This is a genomic window from Saprospiraceae bacterium, from assembly GCA_016719615.1.
Lineage (GTDB): Bacteria > Bacteroidota > Bacteroidia > Chitinophagales > Saprospiraceae > Vicinibacter.
The window spans coordinates 324,258-350,247 of the sequence record JADJYQ010000001.1; the positions used below are offsets into that span (position 1 = coordinate 324,258).

At 37.7% G+C, this 25,990-nt stretch carries 21 protein-coding genes; 12 read left to right on the plus strand and 9 right to left on the minus strand.

Going from position 1 to position 25,990, the window contains the following annotated elements:
* Positions 1–5: 5 nt before the first annotated feature.
* The 4 genes from gcvT to IPM92_01385 all read left to right on the plus strand — a co-directional run bounded on the left by gcvT (position 6) and on the right by IPM92_01385 (position 4,248).
* Positions 6–1,115, plus strand: coding sequence for a glycine cleavage system aminomethyltransferase GcvT (gcvT, locus tag IPM92_01370; GenBank protein ID MBK9107050.1), 1,110 nt, complete (start codon positions 6–8; stop codon positions 1,113–1,115).
* A 63-nt stretch (positions 1,116–1,178) separates the two neighbouring features.
* Entirely contained in the window at positions 1,179–1,676 is a 498-nt protein-coding gene (locus IPM92_01375; protein ID MBK9107051.1) for a transcriptional regulator, read from the plus strand.
* Positions 1,677–1,720: 44 nt separating this feature from the next.
* A complete protein-coding gene (locus IPM92_01380) occupies positions 1,721–2,839 on the plus strand; it encodes a DUF1015 domain-containing protein (protein MBK9107052.1) in 1,119 nt (372 codons plus the stop codon).
* Between the two features lie 224 nt (positions 2,840–3,063).
* A complete protein-coding gene (locus tag IPM92_01385; protein MBK9107053.1) occupies positions 3,064–4,248 on the plus strand; it encodes an amidohydrolase family protein in 1,185 nt (394 codons plus the stop codon).
* Here IPM92_01385 and IPM92_01390 read toward each other — a convergent pair whose 3' ends face one another.
* Positions 4,249–4,917 carry a hypothetical protein gene (locus IPM92_01390; protein MBK9107054.1) on the minus strand — a complete coding sequence of 223 codons (669 nt, stop codon included), beginning with the start codon at positions 4,915–4,917 and terminating at the stop codon, positions 4,249–4,251.
* 166 nt (positions 4,918–5,083) lie between these two features.
* Here IPM92_01390 and IPM92_01395 point away from each other — a divergent pair, with 166 nt between their 5' ends.
* Positions 5,084–6,748, plus strand: coding sequence for a DUF1800 domain-containing protein (locus tag IPM92_01395; protein ID MBK9107055.1), 1,665 nt, complete (start codon positions 5,084–5,086; stop codon positions 6,746–6,748).
* A gap of 53 nt (positions 6,749–6,801) precedes the next feature.
* A complete protein-coding gene (locus IPM92_01400) occupies positions 6,802–8,400 on the plus strand; it encodes a DUF1501 domain-containing protein (GenBank protein MBK9107056.1) in 1,599 nt (532 codons plus the stop codon).
* A gap of 124 nt (positions 8,401–8,524) precedes the next feature.
* Here IPM92_01400 and IPM92_01405 read toward each other — a convergent pair whose 3' ends face one another.
* From IPM92_01405 to IPM92_01415, 3 genes are all read right to left on the minus strand, one after another.
* Positions 8,525–10,093: a mucoidy inhibitor MuiA family protein gene (locus tag IPM92_01405; GenBank protein MBK9107057.1), complete on the minus strand. Its 1,569-nt coding sequence runs from the start codon at positions 10,091–10,093 to the stop codon at positions 8,525–8,527.
* A 162-nt stretch (positions 10,094–10,255) separates the two neighbouring features.
* Complete coding sequence (locus IPM92_01410) at positions 10,256–11,158, minus strand: ROK family protein (GenBank protein ID MBK9107058.1); 903 nt, start codon at positions 11,156–11,158, stop codon at positions 10,256–10,258.
* Positions 11,159–11,166: 8 nt separating this feature from the next.
* The gene (locus tag IPM92_01415) at positions 11,167–12,033 is read right to left on the minus strand and encodes a YegS/Rv2252/BmrU family lipid kinase (GenBank protein ID MBK9107059.1); all 867 of its coding nucleotides are present in this window, start codon (positions 12,031–12,033) and stop codon (positions 11,167–11,169) included.
* 199 nt (positions 12,034–12,232) lie between these two features.
* Here IPM92_01415 and IPM92_01420 point away from each other — a divergent pair, with 199 nt between their 5' ends.
* Both IPM92_01420 and IPM92_01425 read left to right on the plus strand, forming a co-directional pair.
* Complete coding sequence (locus tag IPM92_01420; protein ID MBK9107060.1) at positions 12,233–12,574, plus strand: PadR family transcriptional regulator; 342 nt, start codon at positions 12,233–12,235, stop codon at positions 12,572–12,574.
* Positions 12,567–13,214 carry a PspC domain-containing protein gene (locus tag IPM92_01425; GenBank protein MBK9107061.1) on the plus strand — a complete coding sequence of 216 codons (648 nt, stop codon included), beginning with the start codon at positions 12,567–12,569 and terminating at the stop codon, positions 13,212–13,214. The genes IPM92_01420 and IPM92_01425 overlap by 8 nt, the downstream gene beginning before the upstream one ends.
* A 103-nt stretch (positions 13,215–13,317) precedes the next feature.
* Here IPM92_01425 and IPM92_01430 read toward each other — a convergent pair whose 3' ends face one another.
* On the minus strand, positions 13,318–14,760 hold the full coding sequence (locus IPM92_01430) for a T9SS type A sorting domain-containing protein (protein ID MBK9107062.1): 1,443 nt from the start codon (positions 14,758–14,760) through the stop codon (positions 13,318–13,320).
* Between the two features lie 113 nt (positions 14,761–14,873).
* Between IPM92_01430 and IPM92_01435 the strand changes: the two genes are divergently transcribed.
* From IPM92_01435 to IPM92_01445, 3 genes are read left to right on the plus strand one after another with little or no spacing between them, the layout of a single operon-like run.
* On the plus strand, positions 14,874–16,325 hold the full coding sequence (locus tag IPM92_01435) for an aldehyde dehydrogenase (GenBank protein MBK9107063.1): 1,452 nt from the start codon (positions 14,874–14,876) through the stop codon (positions 16,323–16,325).
* A gap of 1 nt (position 16,326) precedes the next feature.
* Entirely contained in the window at positions 16,327–17,070 is a 744-nt protein-coding gene (locus IPM92_01440; protein MBK9107064.1) for an ABC transporter permease, read from the plus strand.
* Positions 17,067–17,828 carry an ATP-binding cassette domain-containing protein gene (locus tag IPM92_01445; GenBank protein MBK9107065.1) on the plus strand — a complete coding sequence of 254 codons (762 nt, stop codon included), beginning with the start codon at positions 17,067–17,069 and terminating at the stop codon, positions 17,826–17,828. Before IPM92_01440 ends, IPM92_01445 begins: the two co-directional genes overlap by 4 nt.
* 389 nt (positions 17,829–18,217) lie before the next feature.
* Here the strand turns inward: IPM92_01445 and IPM92_01450 are convergent, their stop codons facing one another.
* From IPM92_01450 to IPM92_01460, 3 genes are all read right to left on the minus strand, one after another.
* Positions 18,218–20,755, minus strand: a complete 2,538-nt coding sequence (locus tag IPM92_01450; GenBank protein MBK9107066.1) for a thioredoxin family protein — start codon at positions 20,753–20,755, stop codon at positions 18,218–18,220.
* Positions 20,756–20,864: 109 nt separating this feature from the next.
* Entirely contained in the window at positions 20,865–21,584 is a 720-nt protein-coding gene (purQ, locus tag IPM92_01455; GenBank protein MBK9107067.1) for a phosphoribosylformylglycinamidine synthase subunit PurQ, read from the minus strand.
* Position 21,585: 1 nt separating this feature from the next.
* Complete coding sequence (locus IPM92_01460) at positions 21,586–22,563, minus strand: hypothetical protein (protein ID MBK9107068.1); 978 nt, start codon at positions 22,561–22,563, stop codon at positions 21,586–21,588.
* A 420-nt stretch (positions 22,564–22,983) separates the two neighbouring features.
* Between IPM92_01460 and IPM92_01465 the strand changes: the two genes are divergently transcribed.
* A complete protein-coding gene (locus tag IPM92_01465; protein ID MBK9107069.1) occupies positions 22,984–23,880 on the plus strand; it encodes a polyprenyl synthetase family protein in 897 nt (298 codons plus the stop codon).
* Between the two features lie 892 nt (positions 23,881–24,772).
* Here the strand turns inward: IPM92_01465 and IPM92_01470 are convergent.
* Complete coding sequence (locus IPM92_01470; protein MBK9107070.1) at positions 24,773–25,987, minus strand: alanine dehydrogenase; 1,215 nt, start codon at positions 25,985–25,987, stop codon at positions 24,773–24,775.
* Between the last annotated feature and the right edge of the window lie 3 nt (positions 25,988–25,990).

Genomic DNA, 25,990 nt, shown 5'->3' on the forward strand with positions numbered 1-25,990 from the left:
AAACAATGAAAAATACACCACTTACTGAAAAGCATATTGCACTTTCTGCGAAAATGGCTGAATTTGCAGGATACAATATGCCTATTTCTTATTCAGGTATTAAAGAAGAGCACGATGCTGTCAGAAATAGAGCAGGAATTTTTGATGTTAGCCATATGGGCGAATTTATCGTTAAAGGCAAACAAGCCCTGGATCTGGTACAGAAAGTTACGTCTAATGATGTTTCCAAATTAAAGATTGGACAAGCACAATATTCGTGTTTACCGAATAGAAGTGGCGGAATCGTTGATGATTTATTGGTTTATAGATTATCTGAGGAGATGTGCAATGAGGGTGAACAGGCATTTATGCTGGTAGTGAATGCTTCCAATATAGATAAAGATTGGAATTGGATCCATGACGCAAATTCTTTTGATACGCGATTGGTAAATATCTCTGAACAAACAGGCTTAATCGCTCTTCAGGGACCCAAAGCAATTGACATTCTTCAAAAACTAACAGATGTTAGTCTATCAGAAATCAAATATTACCACTTTGAGAAAGGTCGTGTTGCAGGTATGGATAATATACTCATCTCTGCTACAGGTTATACAGGTGCTGGAGGATTTGAACTATATGCTGAAAATGCGCAAATAGCTACACTATGGGATCATATCATTGAAGCAGGAAGTGAATATGGATTGATTCCTGCAGGATTAGGCGCCAGGGATACTTTAAGATTGGAAATGGGTTTTTGTCTTTATGGAAATGATATTGATGACACCACCTCACCATTAGAAGCTGGTTTAGCTTGGATAACCAAATTAGATAAAGCTGATTTTATTGGAAAGGATTGGATGAAAGCGCAAAAACAAAGCGGCTTGAAAAGAAAATTAGTAGGATTTATAGTAGCAGATCGAAGAGTTCCTAGACATGGATATCCGGTTTTGGACGAGCAAGGTAATGAAATTGGTGTGGTTACTTCAGGCACTTCATCACCTTCCTTGAATATTCCAATTGGAATGGCCTATGTACCTATAGAATATGCAATAGAAGGAAGTCCTATTTTTATTTCTGTTGGAAGCAAGTCCTTGGCAGCTAAGGTCACAAAATTGCCTTTTTATACTATTCGTTAAATTTTATTAATGAAAATTTAAACCTTTTTTGCTTTCATTGCTTAGTAGCTTAAAGAATTAGGCTTGGAGTACCTGGAGTGTAAGCAGAAATTTTTAGATACCTGGGGGCGATTGGGTCCACAATGGGGTATTAATAAAACCATGGCACAAATTCATGCTCTTTTGTTAATCTCTGTTGAGCCTTTAAATGTAGAGCAGGTTTTTTTAGAACTGAAAATTTCTAAGGGAAATGCTCACATGAATATAAAAACATTGATGGATTGGGGTTTGATCTATAAGGATTGCAGGGAAGGATGCAGGTGCGAATATTATGTAGCTGAAAAAAATCTGCACCAAATTTTCAAACAAATATTAATACATCGCAAAAAAAGAGAGTTGGATCCCATTCTTGAAGAGCTAGATGAAATCGTCGCTTGTACAGAAAAATGCGAAAAAAGCAAGGAATTCAGAAAGATGCTGGTCGAGCTTAAAGACTTTACATATAAGGCAGATCATGCCCTGGAACTCCTGACGCGCACAGATTCTCACTGGTTCTATAATACTCTTATGAAAATGCTTTGATTTGATATGAATTGGCGAACTTTAGGCCTCTAAATTGGAACAGTGTGAATATCAAACCTTTTCATTATTTGCATCCGGATTATTCAAAAATAGCAGATGTTGAAAATTTTGTAGATCAATGCCGTGGGTTGTATCCGGATTTCCAAAAAGAGGGTATGTACCAGGTTGGTGCTGAAAAATCTATTTTTGTTTACAGAATTAAAACCAAAACGAGTTTATATCACGGTATTATTGCTGCGGTTGATATTCATGATTACTTGAAGGGACTGATAAAAAAGCATGAAAATACCCTGACCCAACAAGAAGACAATATCAGTAAATTGATGATCGAAAGACAAGCAATTATTAAACCGGTGTTGATTGCATACAATGAAAATAAAAAAATAAAAGACCTTATCGCAAAATGTTTTTTAGGCGTCAAGCCAAAGTTTAAAATCAAGTTTGAAAAGGATGACCAGATTCATGAATTCTTTGAAGTAGACGACAAAAGTAAAATAAGCCTGTTCCAAAAAGAATTTAAAACAAAAGTTAAAAAAGCTTATATCGCAGATGGTCACCACAGAATGGCTTCTATAGGAAAGTTTTTATTGCAAAATCCTGAATTGGGAAAACAGAGTCTTAGCCATATCATGTGTGCATTGTTTGATTTTACAGAGTTAAATATTTTTCCTTACAATAGAATTATTAAGGCTTTAGATCTTTACAACATACATGAATTGTCTAAATTCCTGAGTAAGTATGCCATTATTACTCCCCTTAAAAAGCCGAGAAAAAGTAAGCAAAAACATGAGATTGTATTTGTATCTCTGGAAAAGAGTTTTGCATTTCAATGGAACAAAGATGTTATTCAGTACTTTAAGCAAAAAAACGGTATTGCATTTGATATCGATATTTTTAATGAGTTGCTATTACATGATTTATTGAATATTGAAAACGTACGGTCAAGTGACAGGATAGCATATTCAGAAGGTGTTAAATCTGTAAAACTTATTATAAAAACCCTTCAGACAAAACAAGACACAGTTGGTTTCATCTTTTATCCGGTGTTGAAACGCGACTTTGTTAAAGTAGCGGATGATCACATGGTGCTGCCTCCTAAAAGCACCTGGTTTGAACCGAGAATCAGAAATGGTATTATCGTGCAGGACTTAGATATAGGATGAGCAATGATGCTCTTACGTGGCATCACCAAAGATCCGGGTTTAAATTCTGTTCATCCGGATAATTATTTTATTCATGATCAAGTAATCAACTAACTACTTATAACTGTAAAATGGGAGTAGTATAATTGTTTAATACATATGAGAACAGATCACGTGAGATTGACAAAGATTGTTAAAAAAGGAAGATTAAAGTTTCAAGCACCATTGCAAATTAATTGTAAATAATGAATTTAAAATTAACCGCGGATTACATTCACGATGGTATTGAAGGATTTAAGCGACATCATATATTGATCGTCGATCACCAATACAAGATTCTCGATTTTTATCAAGGCAGCGAAGTTGAATTAAAAGAATGCATCTACTATCCGGGCCTCCTGACTCCAGGTTTTGTAAATGCCCATTGTCATTTGGAGCTGTCTCATTTGCGGGGTAAATTTCAAACAGGAACCAAATTGATTCCTTTTTTAAAAAACGTTGTGAGTACCAGGGATGAAGAGAAGGAGGCAATTCAAAAAGCAATAGTAGAAGCAGATCAGGAAATGTATCGCGAGGGAATAGTGGCAGTTGGCGATATTTCAAATAAATCTGACACAATTGATGTCAAAAAAATAAGTAAACTAAAATATTATACTTTTATTGAAGCTTTTGATTTCTTGCAAAACTCGCTTACAGAATCCCTATTTGGAAATTACGCTGAGGTATATAAATCTTACGGTGATTTGCCTAAGTCGATGGTTGCACATGCAGCCTACAGCGTTACACCTGGATTGTTTAAAAAGATTGCTGCAATAAACAATACGCAAAACAGCATTATGAGTGTCCACAATCAGGAATCTGAGGACGATGATTTGTTATTTCTGTCAAAGTCTGGTGGATTTCCCGATTTTTGGGAGTCATTTGGATTTTCGATGAGTGCTTTCGAGGCCAATGGAATGGACTCTGTGAATTATCTAATGGATCATTTGACGAAAGACAGGCCTGTATTATTTGTTCATAATACCCGTTCCGAAAAACATCATATCGAACGATTAATGAAATGGAATACCCAAAGTTATTTCGTGACTTGTCCTAATGCCAATTTATTTATCGAAAACGCTTTGCCAAATTATAAAAACTTTATCGAAATGGGTGCAACAATAGCAATTGGAACAGATAGTTTAAGTTCTAATTGGAAACTTTCGATACTTTCAGAGTTGCAAACTCTTTTAAAATTTAATGCATGGTTGAATTTGGAAACAGTTTTAAAGTGGGCAACTTACAATGGGGCAAAAGCACTCGGCATGGATGCCCATATGGGCAGTATACAAAAGCATAAAACGCCGGGGATCAATTGGATTCAGGAAGTATATGAAAATGCAGGATCTCTTAAAATAAACGAGACTGCCAGAGTCCATAAAATCTTCTGATTATTTGCGATTAAAAATCAACCGGTATTTGTCATGGACAAGTACAAATCCTTTAGGGCTCTTTTCCAGAATCTGATAGGTTTGTACAACGACTCCCTGATCATCTTTAAAGGTTATTGAATCATTTTGGACTTCCCATGCAGAACCTACAAATTGAATTTTATTGGCAATGTCTGAACTGGTAACAATTTTGCCATTTTCCAATAGTTCAATATCTAATTTTATTTTTTGAATCAGGCTTTCTGTAAAATCCATAGCTCCCGTTGCAACGTCGCCGGCAGCCTCACCCAGGAGTATTCCTAATTCTCCTAAATCTTTCCCGAAGCTGGCCATTGATTTTGCAAAAGATTTTGCAAAGTATTCCATTTTGCCTTCAAAGCTTGATGTATCAATAAATGCAGTGTCCATTTTCACATCTACTTCTTCTTTTACTTTTGCAATATCATCTTTAGCTTTTGTCAATGCTTCTGTGATACTATCTCTGACAGCTTGTTTATTAAAATTTTTTTGATCTAATTCCAAATGAACTGAATATTTTCCGACCATTTCTGAAGGTTTTACTTCTGGCTTTTTACAAGCCAGAGTGGTGATGAAAAAGAGAACAATTCCAATTCTTAACATGAGGATCCGCTTTGTTAAATCGGCATAAAGGTAGGAAACGTTTGCCATCACAAATTAGTTCCCAAACCCCATGATAACATAAAATATTGAATTTATTAAATTGTTACGCATTCCCGGCAGTTGAGAAATTTAATTTGGATCAAATCGATTAATTAACATTATTTTATTGAGAATCCTTAAATTAGAGAATTATTTTTGAACTTAAATTCTTGGTATGGAACGCAGTGAATTCTTACAAATTTGGAATCGGAAACAGACCAGTAGACCTCTGGCACCCTCCGCAGCTCTGGATCCTTATACAGGCCCGTGGACCCAACGCGAAGCGGCTCATTTATTAAGACGACTATGTTTTGGGGTTAAAAGACCGGAAATTAACTTGGCAGTATCCAAAGGATTTACAACTACCTTGAACGATCTCTTAACAGTTGATGCTATTCCATCACCGCCCTTAAATGTTTATGCAGTAAGTCTTAATGACGATCCGGATGTACCCTTTGGTCAGACTTTCGTAAATGCACCCATTAATGCTGCCTTACCGCCACAGTATTATCAAGCTAGGATAGATACATTTAAAGCCTGGTGGGTAGGCAATATGATCCGTCAAAATACCAACATTACTGAAAAATTAACGCTCTTTTGGCATAATCATTTTGCTATTGAATCCCAAACGGTCTTATTTGCACAAGCAATGCATCAATATTACAAGCTGCTTAGAGATCATTGTTTAGGAAATTTTAAAGACCTGGCCAAACTTGTAACACTAAACCCTGCCATGTTGAGATATCTGAATGGTTATTTGAATTCTAAGGCGGCTCCGGATGAAAACTATGCCAGAGAATTGCAGGAATTATTTACAGTTGGTAAAGGTCCTGATTCAAAATATACAGAAAACGATGTCAAAGCTGCAGCCAAAATTTTAACCGGTTTTCGCATCAATCCTTTGGTGATGCCTTTATCTTATTATTTTGATTTTACCCAACATGATACTTCAACTAAAGTGTTTTCCTCTTTTTATGGAAATAAAATAATTACTGGGAAGTTCTTAGGCCAAGGTGAACAAGAACTAACTGAACTCATCGATATGTTGTTCGGAAATCGGGAGACTGCCAGGCATATCTGCCGAAAAATTTACCGTTTCTTTGTTTACTATGATATTGATAATTCTGTTGAGAACAATGTCATACAACCGCTTGCAGATTTTCTCATTCAACAGAACTTTAATATCAAACCGGTACTTCAAAAATTATTTTCTTCTCAGCATTTTTACGATGTTGCCAATTTGAATTGTGTCATTAAAAATCCATTGGATTATGCAGTCGGAATGTGTCGGGAATTTTCAGTCCAATTTCCTGAACCAACCAACAACACTACCCTACAACAACAATATGTCGCATGGGGCGCGGTGTTTTCATTAGCATCTTATCAAGGATTAAATGTCGGTGAACCTCCAGCTGTAGCCGGATGGCAAGCCTGGTATCAACAACCACAATTTCATGAAATTTGGATCAACGCCGATTCACTAGCCAATAAGAACAGAATAGCGGAAAATATAACCAGTCCGAATGGGATAGATTTTCTGGGTATAAAGTTGAAAATTGATCCAACGATATTTACTGCACAATTACCTAACCCGTTTTCTGCTGATCAATTGGTAAGAGATGCAGTAGCAGTATTGTATAATTACCCAATATCAGATGCATCCTACAATTATTTTAAAAATAATCTGGTCAGTGGTTTCCCCAATGAAACTTATTGGACTGATGCCTGGGACCGCTTCAACACGAATCCCTCAGATCCGGTTGCACGTAATGCGGTTGAGACAAGACTGAATGCATTATACAGGGAGATCATGTCGCAAGCAGAATACCATTTATCATAACAGCGCATCAAAGATGTTTAAGTTACCAATTTTATTATTTTAAAAATTAACAGATGAAACGTCGTCATTTTATACAATCAGCTGCATCCGGAGTCGTCATACCAACAGTTCTGAATGGCCTACCGGTAAATGCATATTCCAATGCACAATGGCTGCAAGAATTGGTCAATCCCAATGTAGATACCGACCATGTTTTGGTTCTCATTAATTTAAATGGAGGCAACGATGGACTTAATACTACCATACCTCTCGATCAATACGATAATTATGCAAAAGCACGGCCGACGATTTATTTGAATTCGAAAGACATCTTAAAATTAAATGGCGTTCCAAATTTGGGCCTACATCCCTCAATGACAGGATTTCAAACCTTGTTTAATGAGGGCAAAATGTCGATTATCCAATCTGTAGGATACCCAAATCCAGATTTTTCGCATTTCAGATCAACAGATATCTGGGCAACCGGTTCTAATGCAGATGAGTATCTGGATACTGGTTGGCTGGGTCGATATTTGAATACTGAATTTCCGGGTTTTCCACTTGGATATCCAAATCCGCAAAATCCAGATCCCCTGGCAGTTCAAGTAGGAAGTAATCTGCCTTTGTTGTTTCAGGGACCCAACGCACAAATGGCAATGAATGTATCCAATCCTGATATTTTTGGATTATGGCCGTCGGGCATTAATGATCCGGCGCCTAACAATAATTATGGTAAAGAACTCAATTTCATCAGAACCATAAGTCGCCAATCCGAATCTTTTGCAGAAGCTTTGCTAGCCGCTTATTTTAAAGGAAATAATCTCGCCAACTATCCTACAGGTAATTATCTGGCGGATGCCTTAAAAGTCATCGCCAGAGTCATTAAAGGAGGAATGAAGACGCGATTATATATTGTTAGTCTGGGTGGTTTTGATACGCATTCAGAACAAGTTGATGCAAGCAACAGAAATAATGGAATGCATGCAAATCTTCTTAAATTATTGAGTGATGCTTCATTGGCTTTTCAACGCGACCTGGAAGCCATGAAACTAGACGAACGAGTGTTAGGTATGACCTTTAGTGAATTCGGACGCAGGATCAAAGACAATTTGAGTGGCACAAACGGTTCAGGGGGAACTGATCATGGAGCTGCAGCACCTATGTTTATTTTTGGAAAAAATGTAATACCGGGTGTTACGGGCAGCAATCCCTTTATTCCTGCAACTGTCAATGAATTTGATAATATTCCAATGCAATATGATTTCCGGTCAGTTTATACTTCTGTGTTACAAGATTGGTTCTGCGTAAAAGATCCTGCACTTTCAGAAATCATGCTTAGGAATTATCAGGCTTTGCCGGTAGTAAAGAAATCAAATTGTATCACTGCAGTAGATGATTTTAACGCAGAGCAAGAATTATTAGATTTGCAGATATTGGGAAATCCTCTGTATTCCCGTTCTCAAATTCAACTTAGCAGTATGGAGGGCCATGCTTTGGTCCAGTTGATCGAACCCATGGGCACGGTTATCAAAACAATATTCAATGGAAAATTAAATGCAGGTGTTCATACTTTTGATATTGAAAATGAAAATTATCGTCCTGGAAATTATTATGTGCGGGTTCAGCAAAAATCTGCACAAAAGACCAAACCACTTATAGTGGTGTTGCCTTGATTTGATTTTTAAAGTCTGGAGTTTACACGCCCATTTTAAGCAGATTTATAATCATGCATGCTGGTTAATTCCGGCAAATCATCAGATACTCAGCTGAGTTATCTTTTTATAATACCATCAGAATTTAATCCAGATTCAACACAAAATCTTTAGGGCAGGTTACAACATATTTCAATTTGAGTTTTTTGTCTTCTTTTGATGAAAGTTTTAAATTCCAACGAAGTTTTCCGGTTTCTGATTCTAATGTTGCTGCTGAAATATCTTCAGCTTCTATCTGAATTTCTTTTTGAGTAGAAACGGGAATTTGGTCTTCCAGAATCAATTCAATACTTGTAGACTTATTATTTTTAATGCCTAACTCATAGCCCTTGGTAATTTCTTTTTTATCAGAAAGGAATTTGTTTTTGGAGTAATCTTTGATTTTAGTTCTGGTCAGAATCACATTTTTGTCACGTCCCAATGATAATCTCAGAAAATCCTGAATGCTTCGGGTATCTATAAATATTTTGCCCTGATAAGTGTTTTCCAGAAATAATTGTGCTTCTCCATTCATGAGATCTAAGTCTTCCCAATCAGAAATTTCAGCCGTTAGAAATGCATCCGGATCTAGTTTAGGAACTGCAAAATAAATGTATTTAGCGTTTATACTTGCTTTTCGCACGGTTACATGGAAAGGTTTATTATTTGAAAGTACGGTATAAGGTAAATCAATGTTGTAAGATCTTGTCGTAAGTTGTTCCTGCACCTGGGTGAACTGCTCTACACCCTCTGGTGCCTGCATCAGATCGGCAGCTTGATTTTGTGCCATTTCAGGGGCTGATCTTTTTTGTTGATATACAACCGGAGGGCGATTACTCAGATACCATGGTTGTAATATTGGACGATCACCACTTTCAAGTGGATTAGCGGTAGACAATTGAATCTTTATATTCTTCCAGTCTTCGCCACTATTTTGATAAACATTGGCCTTATAAGTAATTTCCATGGGCGACTGAATATCCTTTACATGAATGTCGTAGCGCATTTCCCAGCGGGCATCATAAACGTAGTAACTCATCGTAAAGTTTTGATTGCCTGCAGATTTACTTAAAAGCTGAAGTACTACTTCACTACTGGGTTGCTGGGAAGTTTGTAAGTCAGCAATCTGACGATCTATTTTTTCAATTTCTGATTGCTGCATTTTTTCCTTTTTTTCAAGTTCTGAAATTTTAGGAAGGAGATCAGCTAATTTTAATTTGTGAAATTCAATCAACAATTTGAGGTCCTCCAATTTTGCATTGGAATTGGGTACACTTACTACCTGCACTTGATTTTTTAAGAGCAGATTTTTCTCAAATTGTAAAATATAAATTTGCTGCTGAATTTTAATAAGTTCTTCTTTGAGTTGCTCTTTCTTTTTGATCATATCATCAGCTGCATTTTTGCGTTCGTTGATATAATTTAATTCATGCTTCACTCCTAAAAGCACCACATCTCCTGCCGCACGCAATTGAATACTGTTGGGGTCGAGATTTGTAGCAAGACCTTTAATTCGTATTTCCTGTTCACCTGCATTGAGTTTTAATTCAAGTGACCGGAATATTTGCGCACCTTGTAAAAACACAGATACTTCTTTGATTTGATTGGTTACTACAGATTGAGCATCAAGATTTAACATGTTCAAAAGAATAAAAGGGACAAATAATTTTTTCATGGATTTCCAATTTGATTCTTAACGAAAATTCAGTTATAAAATTCCAAACTTGAGTTTTTTTAGCAAGAAAATAACAATTGAATCACTTCCCGGCTTGTTTGCAGCTTGTTATCATCATTATACCCGGTTTGTTTTCTTCAAGATAAACAAAACATAGTTTTTCTATAACAGTGCAGCTCCAACAACCCCGGCACTATCTCCCAATTTGGGTTTTACAAAAAGTGTTTTCAGTTCGTAATTAAAAACATAGGGTTTGATTTCTTCTTTTCCTCTGGTGTAGAGTATTTCTAAATTTCCCAATCCTCCACCCAAGACGACAATATCGGGATCTATGATATTAATAACAGTAGCCATCGCCTTTCCAAAATAATGGATCAATCTTTCGATCGTTTCAACTGCATTTTTTTCCCCTAACAGAAAGCGTTTATATATTTCTGCCATAGGAACAGACGTATCAGAAATTTTTCGATAATATTTCTCACAAGCCGGTCCGGATATAAAAGTTTCAACACATCCCTTTTTACCGCAATAACAGGAATCTCCGGAGGGATCGAGAATATTATGTCCCCACTCGCCACCAATTCCATGTTTACCATGTATGACTTTTCCCCGCACAACAATTCCCGACCCGACACCAGTGCCCATAATGACTCCAAATACCACTTCCGGATCTTTGATGTAATCTGGAACGGCGCCATGATGATTTTCTGCCATGGCAAAACAATTGGCATCATTGGCCATCCGCACTTCGTAACCTAAAATTTTTTCGAGGTCTTTTTGCATGGGTCTGCCGATTAAGCCCAGGGTATTGCTGTTTTTGATCAATTGGGTGTCTTTATCGATAATGCCCGGCGTCCCTATCCCAATGTGCTTGGGTATGAAGGAATATTTATCAGTAAGGGAATGAAGTATTTTTTGAATTTGCAAAAGGATATGATCATATCCCTTATCCGCTTCAGTTGGAAGGCGCAATCTTTCAAGGATTTGAAGAGGGCCATTCACGTCGATCAGGGCTGCTTCGATCTTTGTGCCACCGAGATCTATTCCTATTAAATATGGACTCATGTCGAAAGTTAAGCAATAATTTGAATGGCTGAAGGGATCATTTTTACTTGTAATTGAGAACATTGGCCCTGATAATCACCATCAATGTGGTAGTAAAGCTCTTCCTCGAACTGTACTTCCAGTGCTTCAGCTCTTCTGTATTGGCTCAATTTGGAGTTGAGAATATTTTTACTAAAAACCATAAAAATCATATACGGAGCTTGCCACATTTTTGGCTTTTTCAAAATCAGGATATCCATAATACCATCATTGACAGAAGCCAATGGTGAGATGACTGCATTGTTGCCTAACTGCGAAGAATTGGCAATTTCAAGAGCCCAAACATCCTGAAAGCTTTCGCCATTTATGTTCACAGAAAAAGTGCTGCTTTGTTGATGTAAAGTAAAGGCGAGTTTAAAATAATTCCAAAAACCTCTATTGCCGTCTCTTCCAAAATATCGCGTCACCATTGCGCTGAATCCGACTCCGCAGGTATTGCAACAATATTTATCATTAACATTTAATACATCCAGGGAGTGAATATCGCCACGTGCTAGCTTTTGCAAAGCCTTTGAAGCTTGCATGGGTATTTTTAGGTGTCTAGCAAGTCCGTTACCGGAACCCGTAGGCACTATTCCCATTGCACAGCCGATGTGCATTAGAGCAGGAATCAATTCGCTCACAGTACCATCGCCCCCAACAGCAACCACGCATAGATCCGGTCGCTTTTCGTAATTAGCTAAAATGCTATGACTATGACCAGCATAGCGAGTATATAAAATTTCGAAAGATTGGGGTTCAAAAAACCTGGATATGAGTTTTTCCCAATCGCGCAATCGTTGACTTCCGGAATTGGGATTGATGATAAAAACAAAATGCTTAGGTACATTCTTCATGGGAGGCTCAAAAATAATGGAAATTGAAAGAAGCAAGGGCTCATTCGGGTAAATGAATGCTAACTAATTGGATTTATTATAGTTATATCGATGAATGTAGGGCCGTTTGGCGATCATTTGTTGCGATTGGTCGTTTATTCGGTATAATTTAGAACTATGTATAGCATAGTACTTGTTTATGCAGTATATTTGCACCATGATGAAAACAGACAATGCCATAGCCCAAATGAAAAAAGGAGTCTTAGAGATGTGCATACTGAGCATAATCAATCAGGAGGCAGCTTATCCTTCAGACATCATCCAAAAACTAAGAGCTTCAGAGCTGATTGTTGTAGAAGGAACCTTGTATCCGATCCTCAGCAGGCTGAAGAACAGCTCTTATTTGGAATACCATTGGAAGGAGTCTCAAGCTGGTCCGCCGAGGAAATATTTTACGGTCACCGAATCCGGGAAACAAGCTTTAATGGTCATGCTTGAAAGCTGGGATCATTTTGTAAATTGTGTCAATCAATCCATTCAAAACAAATCAGAAAATGAATAAAATTCAATACATCAATGTCGGTGGGTATCCTTTTTCGATCAATGAGGATGCATTTCATAAACTGGACACTTATTTGTCTAAGTTGGATAGACATTTTGTGGCATCAGAGGGCCACAAAGAAATCATGCAGGACATAGAATCTCGCATAGCAGAATTACTGCTGGAAGATTTAGGCTCACAAAAGATACTCTCCCTTGAACATGTTGAAAAAATGATTGGAATTATGGGTACCGTGGAAAACCTGGTCGATTCAACAGCTTCAAATGAAGAGATCCCTGGCGATTCGTGGAATTATTATACTGGTAAAAGGTTATTCAAAGATCCTTATGATAAAAAGATTGCTGGGGTGTGTTCGGGAATCGCGCATTACTTTGGAATTGAAGATCCAACCTGGGTACGGGTAGCATTTGTATTCTTTGGTTTTTGGGGATTTGGAATCATTTTATATCTGATCATGATGTTTGTTTTGCCTTCGGCAATAAGTCCCTCAGACAGGCTTTCCATGAAAGGAAAACCAATCAACATTCAAAATATTGCCGACAAAGTGGAGGAGGAATTTGACGACATCACCAATCGATTTGATGACTGGCGCGAAAAATGGAGAAATAAGAAAAATAAAAAATGGCATAAGCGGTATTAGAAGATCCTTTATTCGTTTGATCATAGCGCACTGTGGAAGATTAACTGCAGTGCGTTTTTTTTAAGAAAGTAACTGTCTACCCTGAAAATTTTAACATCCTGAATTATTCTTTATAGATTTTTCCGGTATGTATTTTCTTTTGATCAGTAATAGTGTAGAAATAAATGCCGCGAACCAGGTCATCGGGTAAAATAAAAGCATTACTTGTTTGTGTTTTGTTGATCAGCTCCACACCATCAGCGCTCAACAATTTGAAATGAATGTTGGATGGCTCAGGGTAATTTCTAATATACAACACATCTTGAGCCGGATTTGGATATACCCATATTTCGGAAGCGGTGGAATTGTTTGTACCAACAGTTTGAACATCAGAATAAAAATACGTTTCGAATGCATCATTCACCGGATTTCCGGCATTGTAACCAAAATAATTTGTTCTCAGTAACATATGGTTGAATTCCCGCTGTCGGCCTTCATCTTCGGGATTGGGGATTAAAATATCTTGGAAGCTGAACAAATTATCATATTCATTTTCCCATTTAAAAAACAATTCCCACCTATTCAAGGTTTCATTCCATAGGGAGTTGACATTCCTGACCGGATTGTTGTTGGGGTCATATGTAATTTCAGTTTTGGAATTAGGAATCCATGAAGTTCCATCATAAACATGTTGTTGAAATAATATCAGTTTGCCACTGGCATCGTATAGGTCACTGAATTTGTTGGAATAAATCCAATCCGCTGAAACATCATCCCAGTTGGAAGATATGAATTCAAATTGTTTTCCATTTGGATGATATGTCCATTCTTCGCGGGTTTCAAAAAAATAATTATTAAACTGTTGATTCCATCGGGAATAGGTCGTTGTAATTATTTGCGATTTTGCATTATACTCATTTTCAGTTAAAATTTCTTTGGCCCATTTTTTTTTGATGGCATCCCATAAAAAATATTCACCCGTTTTAATATTGAATTTATTGTCGTAAAGAAAAGTATCTTTTGATAAGGCCTCCCACATTTTTTGAACTGAATTCCATTCGTAATAAAGGATTCGATTGATATATCCGTCTTGGGAATAGTGGTAGTCGATTTGAGACTCATTTACCCAATTATTTTGTTCTGCAAATTGAAACAGATGTTGAACAATTTTCCCATTCAAATCGTACATAATATCAATTCTGGTTTGTGGAAGCCAGCTTTGAGTAAAACCACTCCATGTATAATCTGTTTGACTTGTCAATTTCGCGTTTGGTTGTATTGATTGATATGTGTAGCTCGACTTGTGTTTGAGGTCAGGAAGGATTTTTTCTTCTGAGATCAGACTATCCAATCTTTTTTTAAAGCTTATGGATGGGTGGACCGGTTGAGCTGAAAAATCAGGAAAGTTATTTCGAAGGTATCCCAATACTTTCTGAGCTCTTTGTTCATACCTCAACCCTGAGTTCATTTTTTCATAGGGAGAACTTTTAAATTTCTTACCGTTTTGACCATAAATCAGATGGCTTAGGAAAAGCATGAGGTACACAAGAAGAATTTTACTTTTCATATGATACATATTGTGTTCCTAAAGATAATCATCTCATTTTAGATGGTTAATGAATGCTCAATACTTTTTTAGAAATTCTTTTCAAGATTAATAACAGAGTATCTTCGCATCCAATGAAACGTATCAATAATTTCATCAATGGAAAATACGTCGAATCTTCTTCTGCAGCGTATTTTGAAAATATAAATCCGGCAACCGGAGAAGCTATTTCCCATGTTGCGAGAAGTAGTAAGAGTGACTTGGAAGCCGCTCTCCAAGCAGCAAAATCAGCTTTTTCGGATTGGAAAAAGAGATCCATTGAAGATCGTGCAAAGATTTTATACAACATTGCGGAAGGGATTGAAGCAAAACTTGAGGACCTCGCTCAGGCAGAAACAGCTGATACCGGCAAACCTATACAATTTTCGAGATCCATTGATATTCCCAGGGCGGCTGCAAATTTTAGGTTTTTTGCTGCTGCAGCGTCCCAATTTGCTTCAGAATCGCATGATATGGCAGGTAAAGCCATTAATTATACTTTACGGCAACCTATCGGTATTGTTGCCTGTATCTCACCATGGAACTTGCCCTTATATTTATTTACCTGGAAAATAGCTCCCGCCTTGGCATCGGGAAATTGTGTCATTGCCAAACCATCGGAGCTCAGTCCAACAACAGCCTATATGTTAGGTCAAATCTGCAATGATGCGGGGCTTCCGCCCGGAGTTTTAAATATTTTACAGGGTTATGGATCAGGGATCGGCGAAGCCATGATCCAACATCCGGACATCAAAGCGATCTCATTTACAGGAGGCACAAAAACAGGGGCGCGAATAGCATCCCTCGCTGCACCTCAGTTTAAAAAATTAAGTCTTGAACTTGGAGGAAAAAACCCATGTATCATTTTCAGCGACTGTGACTATGATCGAACACTTAAAAATGTTGTCCGATTGGCGTTTTCAAACAGCGGTCAGATCTGTTTGTGCGGGAGCCGGATTTTAATTGAACAAAATATTTACGATCGATTTAAAGCGGATTTGATAAAAGAACTGGAATCATATATTCCTGCAGATCCATTGGATCCTCAAACAAAAATGGGTTCTCTAATTTCAAATGAACATTTGGAAAAAGTCGATTCATTTGTAAAATTGGCAAGGGCAGAAGGTGGTAAAGTTTTGTATGGTGGAGAACGACCCCGAATGCAAAATCAACAAAATAGGGGTGCATTTTATTTACCAACAGTTATTGAAGGACTGGCGCCTAATAGCAGATGCAATATGGAAGAAATTTTTGGGCCCGTGATCACTTTGCAAAGTTTCCAATCGGAAGAGGAAGCACTGGAATTGGCCAACGCAAGTGCCTATGGATTGGCATCTACGCTTTGGACTGAAAACCTGTCGAGGGCTCACCGGATGTCGGAATCCTTGCAAACCGGAATTGTGTGGATCAATTGTTGGCTGCTCAGAGACCTTCGCACTCCGTTTGGTGGGATGAATCAATCCGGAGTTGGTCGGGAAGGTGGATGGGAAGTTATGCGTTTTTTTACAGAAGCCAAAAATGTATGTATTAATTTCGCGGCTCGTTAATATGGTAAAGCTACTATTTCATTTAGGCAGATATGTATTGTGGTTAGGTCAGGCCTTTCATAAACCTGAACGCATGAATATGTATTGGAAAGAAACCTTGCGGCAGATGAACAGTATTGGCATTGGCTCGCTGGTAATTATTGGGGTTATTTCCATCTTTATCGGTGCAGTTACGGCAATACAGTTTGCCTATCAAATGGAAGGTTCTATTATACCAAGGTATTATGTTGGTTATGTCGTCAGAGATATGACTATAATCGAACTGGCACCGACGTTTTCCTGTATGTTATTAGCAGGGAAAGTCGGTTCGAACCTTGCAACTGAACTGGGCGGTATGCGTCAAAAGGAGCATATCGATGCGATGGAGATTATGGGTGTCAATACAGCCTCTTATCTTGTACAACCTAAACTTCTTGCTGCGCTAGTCGTCATACCTATGCTGGTTTGTATTGGGGCCTTCATAAGTATCATCGGTGGTTACATGGCGGTAGTGCCAACTGGTGTTTTTTCACATGGAGAATATGTACAAGGCCTTCGTTCGTTTTTTCTACCCTATAATGTTTGGATGATGTTTGTCAAAGCTTTCGTATTTGCTTTTATTCTGACCACAGTTTCATGTTATCAGGGTTATCACGTTAAGGGCGGGAGTATCGAACTGGGAGATGCGAGCACACGCGCTGTTGTTTATTCCAACATCCTCATACTTCTTTCCGATTACATCATTGCAATGATAATGACCTCATGATAAGAGCTGAGAGCATATGCAAAAATTTCGGAGGACAGGAAGTATTAAAAAATATTTATTGTGATTTCGAACCCGGAAAAGCAAACCTGATCATTGGACGATCCGGTGCTGGTAAAACAGTATTGCTTAAAATATTGATCGGATTGTTACAACCCAGCTCCGGAAAAGTATGGTATGATAACGTCGATTTATTTTCTTTAGACAAACAACAATTGCGCGAACTCCGCATGCAAATTGGAATGCTGTTTCAAGGATCTGCATTGTTTGACTCCATGTCGGTTGAAGACAACATCCGATTTCCCTTGGATATGTTTTCAAATATGTCCAGAAATGAAAAAAACGACCGCGTAAATTATTGCCTCGAACGCGTCAATTTGGGCGGTAACAATAAAAAATATCCTTCCGAATTATCAGGAGGAATGCAAAAAAGAGTTGGCATCGCGCGTGCTATAGTACTTCAACCCAAATATTTATTTTGTGATGAACCCAACTCCGGACTTGATCCCAAAACTTCGATCGTCATCGATGAATTGATTTATTCTATAACCCGTGAAAACAACATTATCACCATCATCAATACGCATGATATGAATAGTGTCATGGAGATCGGCGATAATATATTTTTACTGCACGAAGGTGAACTAGCATGGTCTGGAAACAAAGACGAAGTTCTTGCGAGCGATAATCAAACGCTTGAATCTTTTATGTTCGCATCCCCCTTTTTACAAAAATTGAAAAGCAAGTTTATTGAACACTAGGAACGATAGTTGATAGTTGATAGTTTGCTGGCTTGGCATGAAGAAAATGCTTATGAATAATCATTTGATCATTTCGGGGGTTGATAGTATAGAACTAACAAATGTTTGTAAGTTAATTATCGAAGCTTGAAGTAAATATTTTTATTTGCAACAATTCACATTTTGAAAATTCTATAATTCAGTAAATTCTGATTCAGACAATGAATTTGATAATGCAAAACAAACAAACGTTCGTAAGTAAATGTTTCCCTATTTACAACAATTCACATTCTGAAAATTCTATAATTCAGTAAATTCTGCTTCAGACAATGATCGTTGATAGTACAAAAATTATCAATCGTAAGTAATTCAAAAAAATATAAAACAAATTTTGGCCTTCAAACTAATTCCTACTCCGTCACATTACCGACTTCTTCAGATTTTAATTGAGCAGCTTTGCGAAATGCATCCAGGCCGCAATCCAGGAAAGTAGCATAACTTTCAACACCCTCACGATAACCTCTTGGTTTAGCTAACACTTGTTCGTCTGGACTCAGAAGGATGTACAATGGTTGACTATTTTGGTTGAAGTTGACAATTTGAAAATCAGCCCATTTATTACCTACATTGCGCAGTTTCGTGTTTCTGCTGATGGAAAATAATTCTTGATCGAGAGGCGCACGATCATCCACATACAGAGATACCAGAACATAGTCTTTTGAAATTTTGTTTCGAACATTATCATTCACCCAGATATGCTCTTCCGTTTTTCTGCAATTGACGCAGCCATATCCCGTAAAATCCAATAGGAGCGGTTTTTTGACTTCTTTAGCGTAAGCCAGGCCTTCATAGTAATCTTTAAAACAATCCAGATTGTTTGCACATTTTGAAAACGAAGGATATTTTGATTTAAGATCCGCGTTGATTTCCGGTTCTGCTAAAAAATAATTGTAATGAGCGGGAGGTGCAAGTCCACTCATGAGCTTTAAGGAATTATAGGATTTTAGATCGTTGTTGTAAAAAAAACCGGTCATCAAATAAAATGTTGCTGCTAATGATCCTAAAGCAAAGATCCAACGTGTAGCCGATAATTTTTTAACCGGACTGTCATGTGGAAATTTGATCAAGCCAAAAAGATACAATGCCATTAAGCCAAAAATGATGACCCAGGCGCCCATAAAAATTTCATAACCAAGAATTCCCCAGTGTTGTGTCATGTCTGCCACTGATAAAAATTTAAAAGCCAGTGCAAGTTCCAGAAAACCCAATACGACTTTAACGCTGTTCATCCAGGATCCTGATTTTGGCAATGAATTGAGAAAGGCTGGAAATGCAGCAAACAAGCCAAACGGAATAGCCAATGCAGTTGAAAAGCCAAGCATTACTATAAAGGGACCCATTTTAGAACTTGCCGATTGAACGATAGCTGATCCTATGATCGGACCCGTACATGAAAAACTTACAATTGCTAAAGTAAAGGCCATAAAAAAGATGCCAAGTAAACCTCCGGATTCAGATAATGCATCGCTTTTATTAGCCCAACTGCTGGGCAAGGTAATTTCATAATATCCGAAAAACGAAAAAGCGAAAATGATAAAAATGATAAAAAATAAACTGTTTGCAATCCAATTTGTAGAAAGCTCATTTAATGCTGTTGCACCAAATACAGCTGTTATAAAAATACCTATTGCAACATAAATGACGATGATTGATAATCCGTAGATTAATGCATTCTGGAATCCTTTGCGTTTGGTATCTTTTGTAAAAAAAGAAACCGTAAGTGGGATCATCGGAAACACACAAGGTGTCAATAAAGCTAATAGCCCGCCAAGAAAACCAAATACAAAAGTCCACCAGTGATTTTTGCCCCCAAGAATTTCTTCCCCGCAATTTCCAATTGGATTTTTCTGACTTTCTACCAGGCTGGGTATGAGATGATCAATCTTATTACCATCTGAGCCGGGGGCTGTTGGTTGGGTTTCTTCAGTTTCAAGTTTGAAATTATTTTTTGCAGGATCAAATGTAAAAGCGACAGTTACAGGTGTAAGGCATTTTGTATCATCGCAAGTTTGGTAGGTAAAGAAACCCTTGATCGGGATCGCCGGATCAATGACTTTTATTTCCTGCGAAAAACTTACAGACTCTTTGAATTTAGTCAATTCCATTTCAAAAATTGCATCAAAAAGTTTTACACCATGATCTGAAGTTTCCGTCAACTTGCCCATTAATTCAATAGATGGCGCGTTTGTGATTTCCAAGTTACTCGGTATCGGCCCATCTTCCGGAATGTAATGACTATAAATAAACCAGCCCTTTTGAATTGTTGCATGAACAATCAAAGTATATGTTCCGCTAGCATTTTGTTTTAGTTCTGAACGAATGGAAACCGGATCGAGTAAACCCGTTTCTCCATCTTGCATTCCAGCATCCGTGCCAGTATTAAGTCCCCCAAATTGAACACCGCCAATACCGGTTTTGCCCTGATCAATGGTTCCATCCGGATATATCTGAAAATCTTCGTTGGCAGGAGGTATACATTTTTCACTATCGCAACTCATGAAATAAGCGGATAACTTAATTGCTGTGGAAGGATCTTTGATGCGGAGCTTTTGTACGAATTGTACTTCATCGTAATATTTTGCGACGATCAAATTATCGAACAAAGGTTCCGGGCCTTGTTTTTTATGCCCTTTCTCCATCATGTCTCCAATAAGTTCGTATGTAGCACTCTTTTCAAAGCTGAATTCAGTGGGCTGTGCCGCATCGGGATCTGAACTTTGGCTGTAAAGAGCCCAGCCTTTGTCCATTTTTGCGGTCAGGGTGAGTTCATATTCATTGCCGCCGATGTTTTTGATAGAATGACTCCAATGAACAGGTTGTAATAATTGTGCCGTTGCAATGTTGTAAATGATTAAGACACTGATACTTATGAATATTTTTTTGAACATGATCCTATTTTTCGATAACAAAAATAGAATAAACCCTCCAATACAGGGCTTTGTTTAAGAGTCCTTTAATTCCAGCTTAACCTATGTTTAACGAAACGAAGTGGTGGATTTAAGCAATGCTCATCGAATATTGACGTATCCAACTGAAAAGGGATTCAAAAATATATTTGCCGTCTTCGTTTCCAAGTGCAGGTTCAGAAGCACGCTCCGGATGAGGCATCAGCCCACAAACATTGCGTTCTGCATTGCAAATTCCGGCTATGTTTAGAAGTGAACCATTGACATTATCTTCAGCATTGACCTCAGCAAATGCATTGCAATATTGAAACATAATCTGATCATTGCTTTTTAACTGTTCAAGCGTTTTGGTATCCGCAAAATACCTCCCGTCAGCATGCGCAATGGGTATTTTGTAGGCCTTATGTGTATCTAAAGTGCAAGTGAGCGGTGTATTTGAGGAACTAGCTTTCAAGTAAACATTTTTGCAAATGAATTTTTCACTCATATTCGACAGCAATTGGCCAGGAAGTAATTGTGCCTCACACAAAATCTGAAATCCGTTGCAAATTCCAATTACCAGGCCACCTTCATTGGCAAAACGGATGACCTCTTTCATAATTGGGGAGAATCGGGCTATCGCCCCGCACCTTAAGTAATCTCCATATGAAAATCCTCCTGGAAGAAACAAACAATCGCCTGCTTGGAACCCTTCCAGCTGAGTTTGTTTATGCCAGATTTTTTGAACCGGTTTATTGAAAACATTTGCAAGGACATACACCATGTCATCATCGCAATTGGATCCCGGGAAAACGATCACGCCAAATTTCATATTACCAATTTTGAAACTGCAAAAATAGCGAAATCATGATCAAAAACAGATGTAAGGTTTCAGCTATTAAAGGATTTTTTAATCTTGAAAATAATAAGCCGCAAAGTATAGCTAAAGGGGTAAAAGTCATTATCAAGTGGGCCGGATTGTCAATTCGAAGAAAAAATGTACTGAACAGGCTTATCAATAAACACCAAAAGAGGATATCAAATATTTTCTGGACAATGATGCTTTTTTTGATCTGAAAGTAAGAATAATTTGCTATTGTATAAAGTATACAAGTAATGGTTATACCAAATAATACCCAAGCTTCATTTTGAAATTTCATCGAAAAAATAAAGGGCCTGAAAAATGATACAATCTGATTTTGATAAAATGCTCCATGATTGTTGAGTAAAAATAATATAAAAAATATCAGGATGTAGACATTGATAAACCCGCCAAGAATCTGAAACAATTCTCTGGGTTTGAATCCTCTCAAAATAATGAGCCCAATGATTCCAATAAATAAATAGTAAAAATATGGAAGATAAAACAAACTGGAAAGTCCGATCAGTAAACCAAAATTAAAGAGTGTAACTGGAACGTGCTTTTTTTGGTAAATTTGAAATAATTGTAACAAACTTATTGAAAAAAATACGTTGGCAATTAAAATTGCACTAAACTCTAAAGTTCTGAAATGCAAACCACAGAATAAGATATAAAATAGGCTTGGGAATAGTTGAGCATCCTGCATTAATTTAAATTTGCTCACAAGTTGCCCAATGACGAAACTGGTAAAAACGATGAGCAATGTAGATAATATCCATTGGGCAGGTCCAGAAGTAACGTATGGCAATACAGCATTTGTGAACACCCATGTTTTGCTTGAAGTATATGCTGGAATTTCGACAAACCAGGGACCTAGATGTAACACAATAGCGTAAGGGATTAACAGCATCATGCTGAAGAAAGTATTGCGTTTAAAGATTTCTAACAAGTTCCCGGTTTATAGCTCAAATTTAAGGAAGGATTCTTGAGTTTTATGAACTATCTGCAATATTAGGAAAATGACTTCAAAACACAGCGAATGCAGCTGCCATCTGGTATTGGTCGACTATGGATGTTTTTCGGCGAATAAAGTCGCTTGCCTGATGATAAATATTATTATTGTTTGGCTTATTTGTTTAAAGCAGCGCAGTGAATCGGGGCCTAGTTTTTTAAATTAATTTCCTGGCTTCCAAGATATTTTTACATGATATTTTGATAGTAGATTGTCGGTGCCACACGAAATAATCGCAAGGATTCCTCATTCCAATACTTATCTTTGGCGCGAAATGAGTGTTCGATATCGCTTGGATGAGATCAAAGCCCCGGTTCTTGATGAATTGAAAAATTTGATCATCATTTTAGGGAAGCCATGAAAAGCCGTGTTTCCTTATTGGATAAAATTACTTATTATATCGTTAAAACAAGGGGGAAACAACTTCGGCCATTGATTTCTTTATTGTGTGCCAAGCTTTTTGGTGAAATCAATGAAAAATCCTATAGTGCAGCAACATTAGTCGAATTATTGCATACCGCTACATTGGTTCATGATGATGTTGTCGATGATTCTTTTCAGCGCAGGGGATTTTTTTCAATTAAAGCATTGTGGAAAAACAAGATTGCAGTATTGGTTGGAGATTATCTTTTATCGAGAGGATTGCTTACTGCACTCAAACGAAAGCATTTTGATTTATTGGAAATATTATCTACAGCTGTTAGTGAAATGAGCGAAGGTGAATTGCTGCAATTGGAAAAAGCAAGAAGGTTGGATATTACTGAAGAAATTTATTTTGACATCATCAAAATGAAAACTGCCTCACTCATTACCTCCGCTTGTGTATGCGGAGCCAAAAGTACCACAGAGAGCGATGAAAATCTCAAGCAAATAGAGCAATTTGGAGCGCATCTGGGTATTGCTTTTCAAATCAAAGATGATTTAATGGATTTGTCTGAAGAAAATACAGGTAAGCCTAAAATTTCAGATATCAAAGAAAAGAAAATGACCCTCCCTTTGATACTGGCCCTGGCATCAGCCCCTGAGCCTGAAAAAAATCAAATCATCAGGTTTATTCGCAAATACAATGAAGATCCAAAAGCAATCAAGCAAGTTGTAGACTTTATACATAAATACAATGGCGTGCAGGAAGCCCAAAAGAAAATGAATGCATATCGGGAAGTTGCCTTAACGGCCTTACAGAATCTACCAGATAATGATGCTCGCACAGCTTTAGAAAAGCTTTGTTATTTTGTGACTGAGAGGAGTAAGTAGGGAGCCTCAAGCCTTCAGTATTCAGTAAATGCATTTGAAATCCTAAGATGCTGTTGCGTACCTACGGCACGCGATGGAGTTTTTTTACAAGTTTTTACCAATATATTGTCCCTACGGGACAAAGGAATAACGGCTCCTTAATAATAATTCTTATATGTTTGAAATTTAAAAAACTAACGACCGTTAGATTTTTAATCAGTCAAGCCCTCCAAATATAACGATCAACCAATCCTGCCATATCTCGGTGGTTCATATTTCAAGAGTGAAATAAAACGCAATTTCACAAACCAATGCCGGCTTCAGCCGGATACGTAGAATAAATCCTTGATAATTTTAAAGTAAAAACGGAACTCCAAAAACCATGAAATGAACCCGGAACAATAATTAGGAATGGGTTTCAACCCATTCCTACCAAACAGTCAAACCCACCAAATATAACGATCAACCAATCCTGCCGTATCTCGGTTGGTCATATTTTAAGAGTGAAATAAAACGCGATTTCACAAACCAATGCCGGCTTCAGCCGGATACGTAGAATAAATCCTTGATAATTTTAATGTAAAAACGGAACTCCAAAAACTCATGAAATGAACCCGGAACAATAATTTGGAATGGGTTTCAACCCATTCCTGCCAAAGAGCCAAACCCTCCAAATATAACGATCAACCAATCCTGCCATATCTCGGTGGTTCATATTTCAAGAGTGAAATAAAACGCAATTTCACAAACCAATGCCGGCTTCAGCCGGATACGTAGAATAAATCCTTGATAATTTTAATGTAAAAACGGAACTCCAAAAACTCATGAAATGAACCCGGAACAATAATTTGGAATGGGTTTCAACCCATTCCTACCAAACAGCCTTTGACCTTTTGCCTTATAACTTTTCTCCCTAAATTGTCGAAGTCAATAACAAATCGAGATGCGTGTATTTGATTCCAAATCGTTGACTTAAGTACTCATTGGTCAAACAACCTTTATAAGTATAGATGCCATTGCGCAAACCTTTATGTTGGTAAATCAAATGATCGAAACTGCCGGTATCACCTGCTTCCTGTAATACGGTGGTGATGATATTACTAACTCCGATAGAAGCAGTACGGGCAACTTTGGACGGAATGTTAGGTACACAATAATGGATAACTCCATGAATGATTCGGGTTGGGTTATCATGAGTAGTGATCTGGCTAGTCTCAAAACAACCGCCCTGATCGATGCTCACATCAATGATGACAGAACCAGGTTTCATTTGCATCACCATTTCTTCTGAAACCAATAATGGAGCTCTTCCTGTTTTACTATGAATAGCCCCAATGACCACATCGGCAGTCATGAGCTGTTGTGTGAGTGTAACCGGATTGAGCGACGAAGTGTACATCTGCCTTCCTATTCTATTTTGAATTCGAATCAACTTGTGAATGTTGTCATCGAAAATTCTAACGGACGCTCCCAAGGCCAATGCTGCCCGAGTTGCAAATTCCGCGACCACGCCGGCACCCAGTATGACAACTTTAGCCGGAGGAACACCCGAAATACCACCCAATAAAAGTCCTTTACCATGAATTGGATTGGATAACAATTCTGCAGCTGTTTGAACTACTGAAATGCCTGCTATTTCAGACATAATTCGTACTAAAGGGAAGGTACCATCATCAGCCTGAAGATATTCCATAGCAATTGCAGTCACCCTTTTTTGTCTGAGGATCTGAATATATTCATTTGTGATGACGGGCAGATGCAAAGGAGATATCAAAACCTGACTCGGATGGAACAATTGCAATTCTTCTAATGAAGGTGGTGCTACTTTTAATAAAATATCACATTCAAAAACTTCTTTCTTATCGTGGCTTATTCTGGCCCCGGCCTCCGAATAATCCCGATCACTATAGTGTGCTTTCTTACCTGCGTCTGATTCCAGGATCACCTGATGCCCTCTGGCTACAAGGTTGGTTACAGATGCAGGAACCAACGCAACCCGGTTTTCCATGAGCATGGTCTCTTTCGGAATTCCGATTTTTAAAGAAGATTTAGCTTTGTATAAAGCTAGCATTTCCGGTTGTGTCAGAAATTCCCGTTGGGGCGATGCGTAATATGGTGACTCCTGCATAAT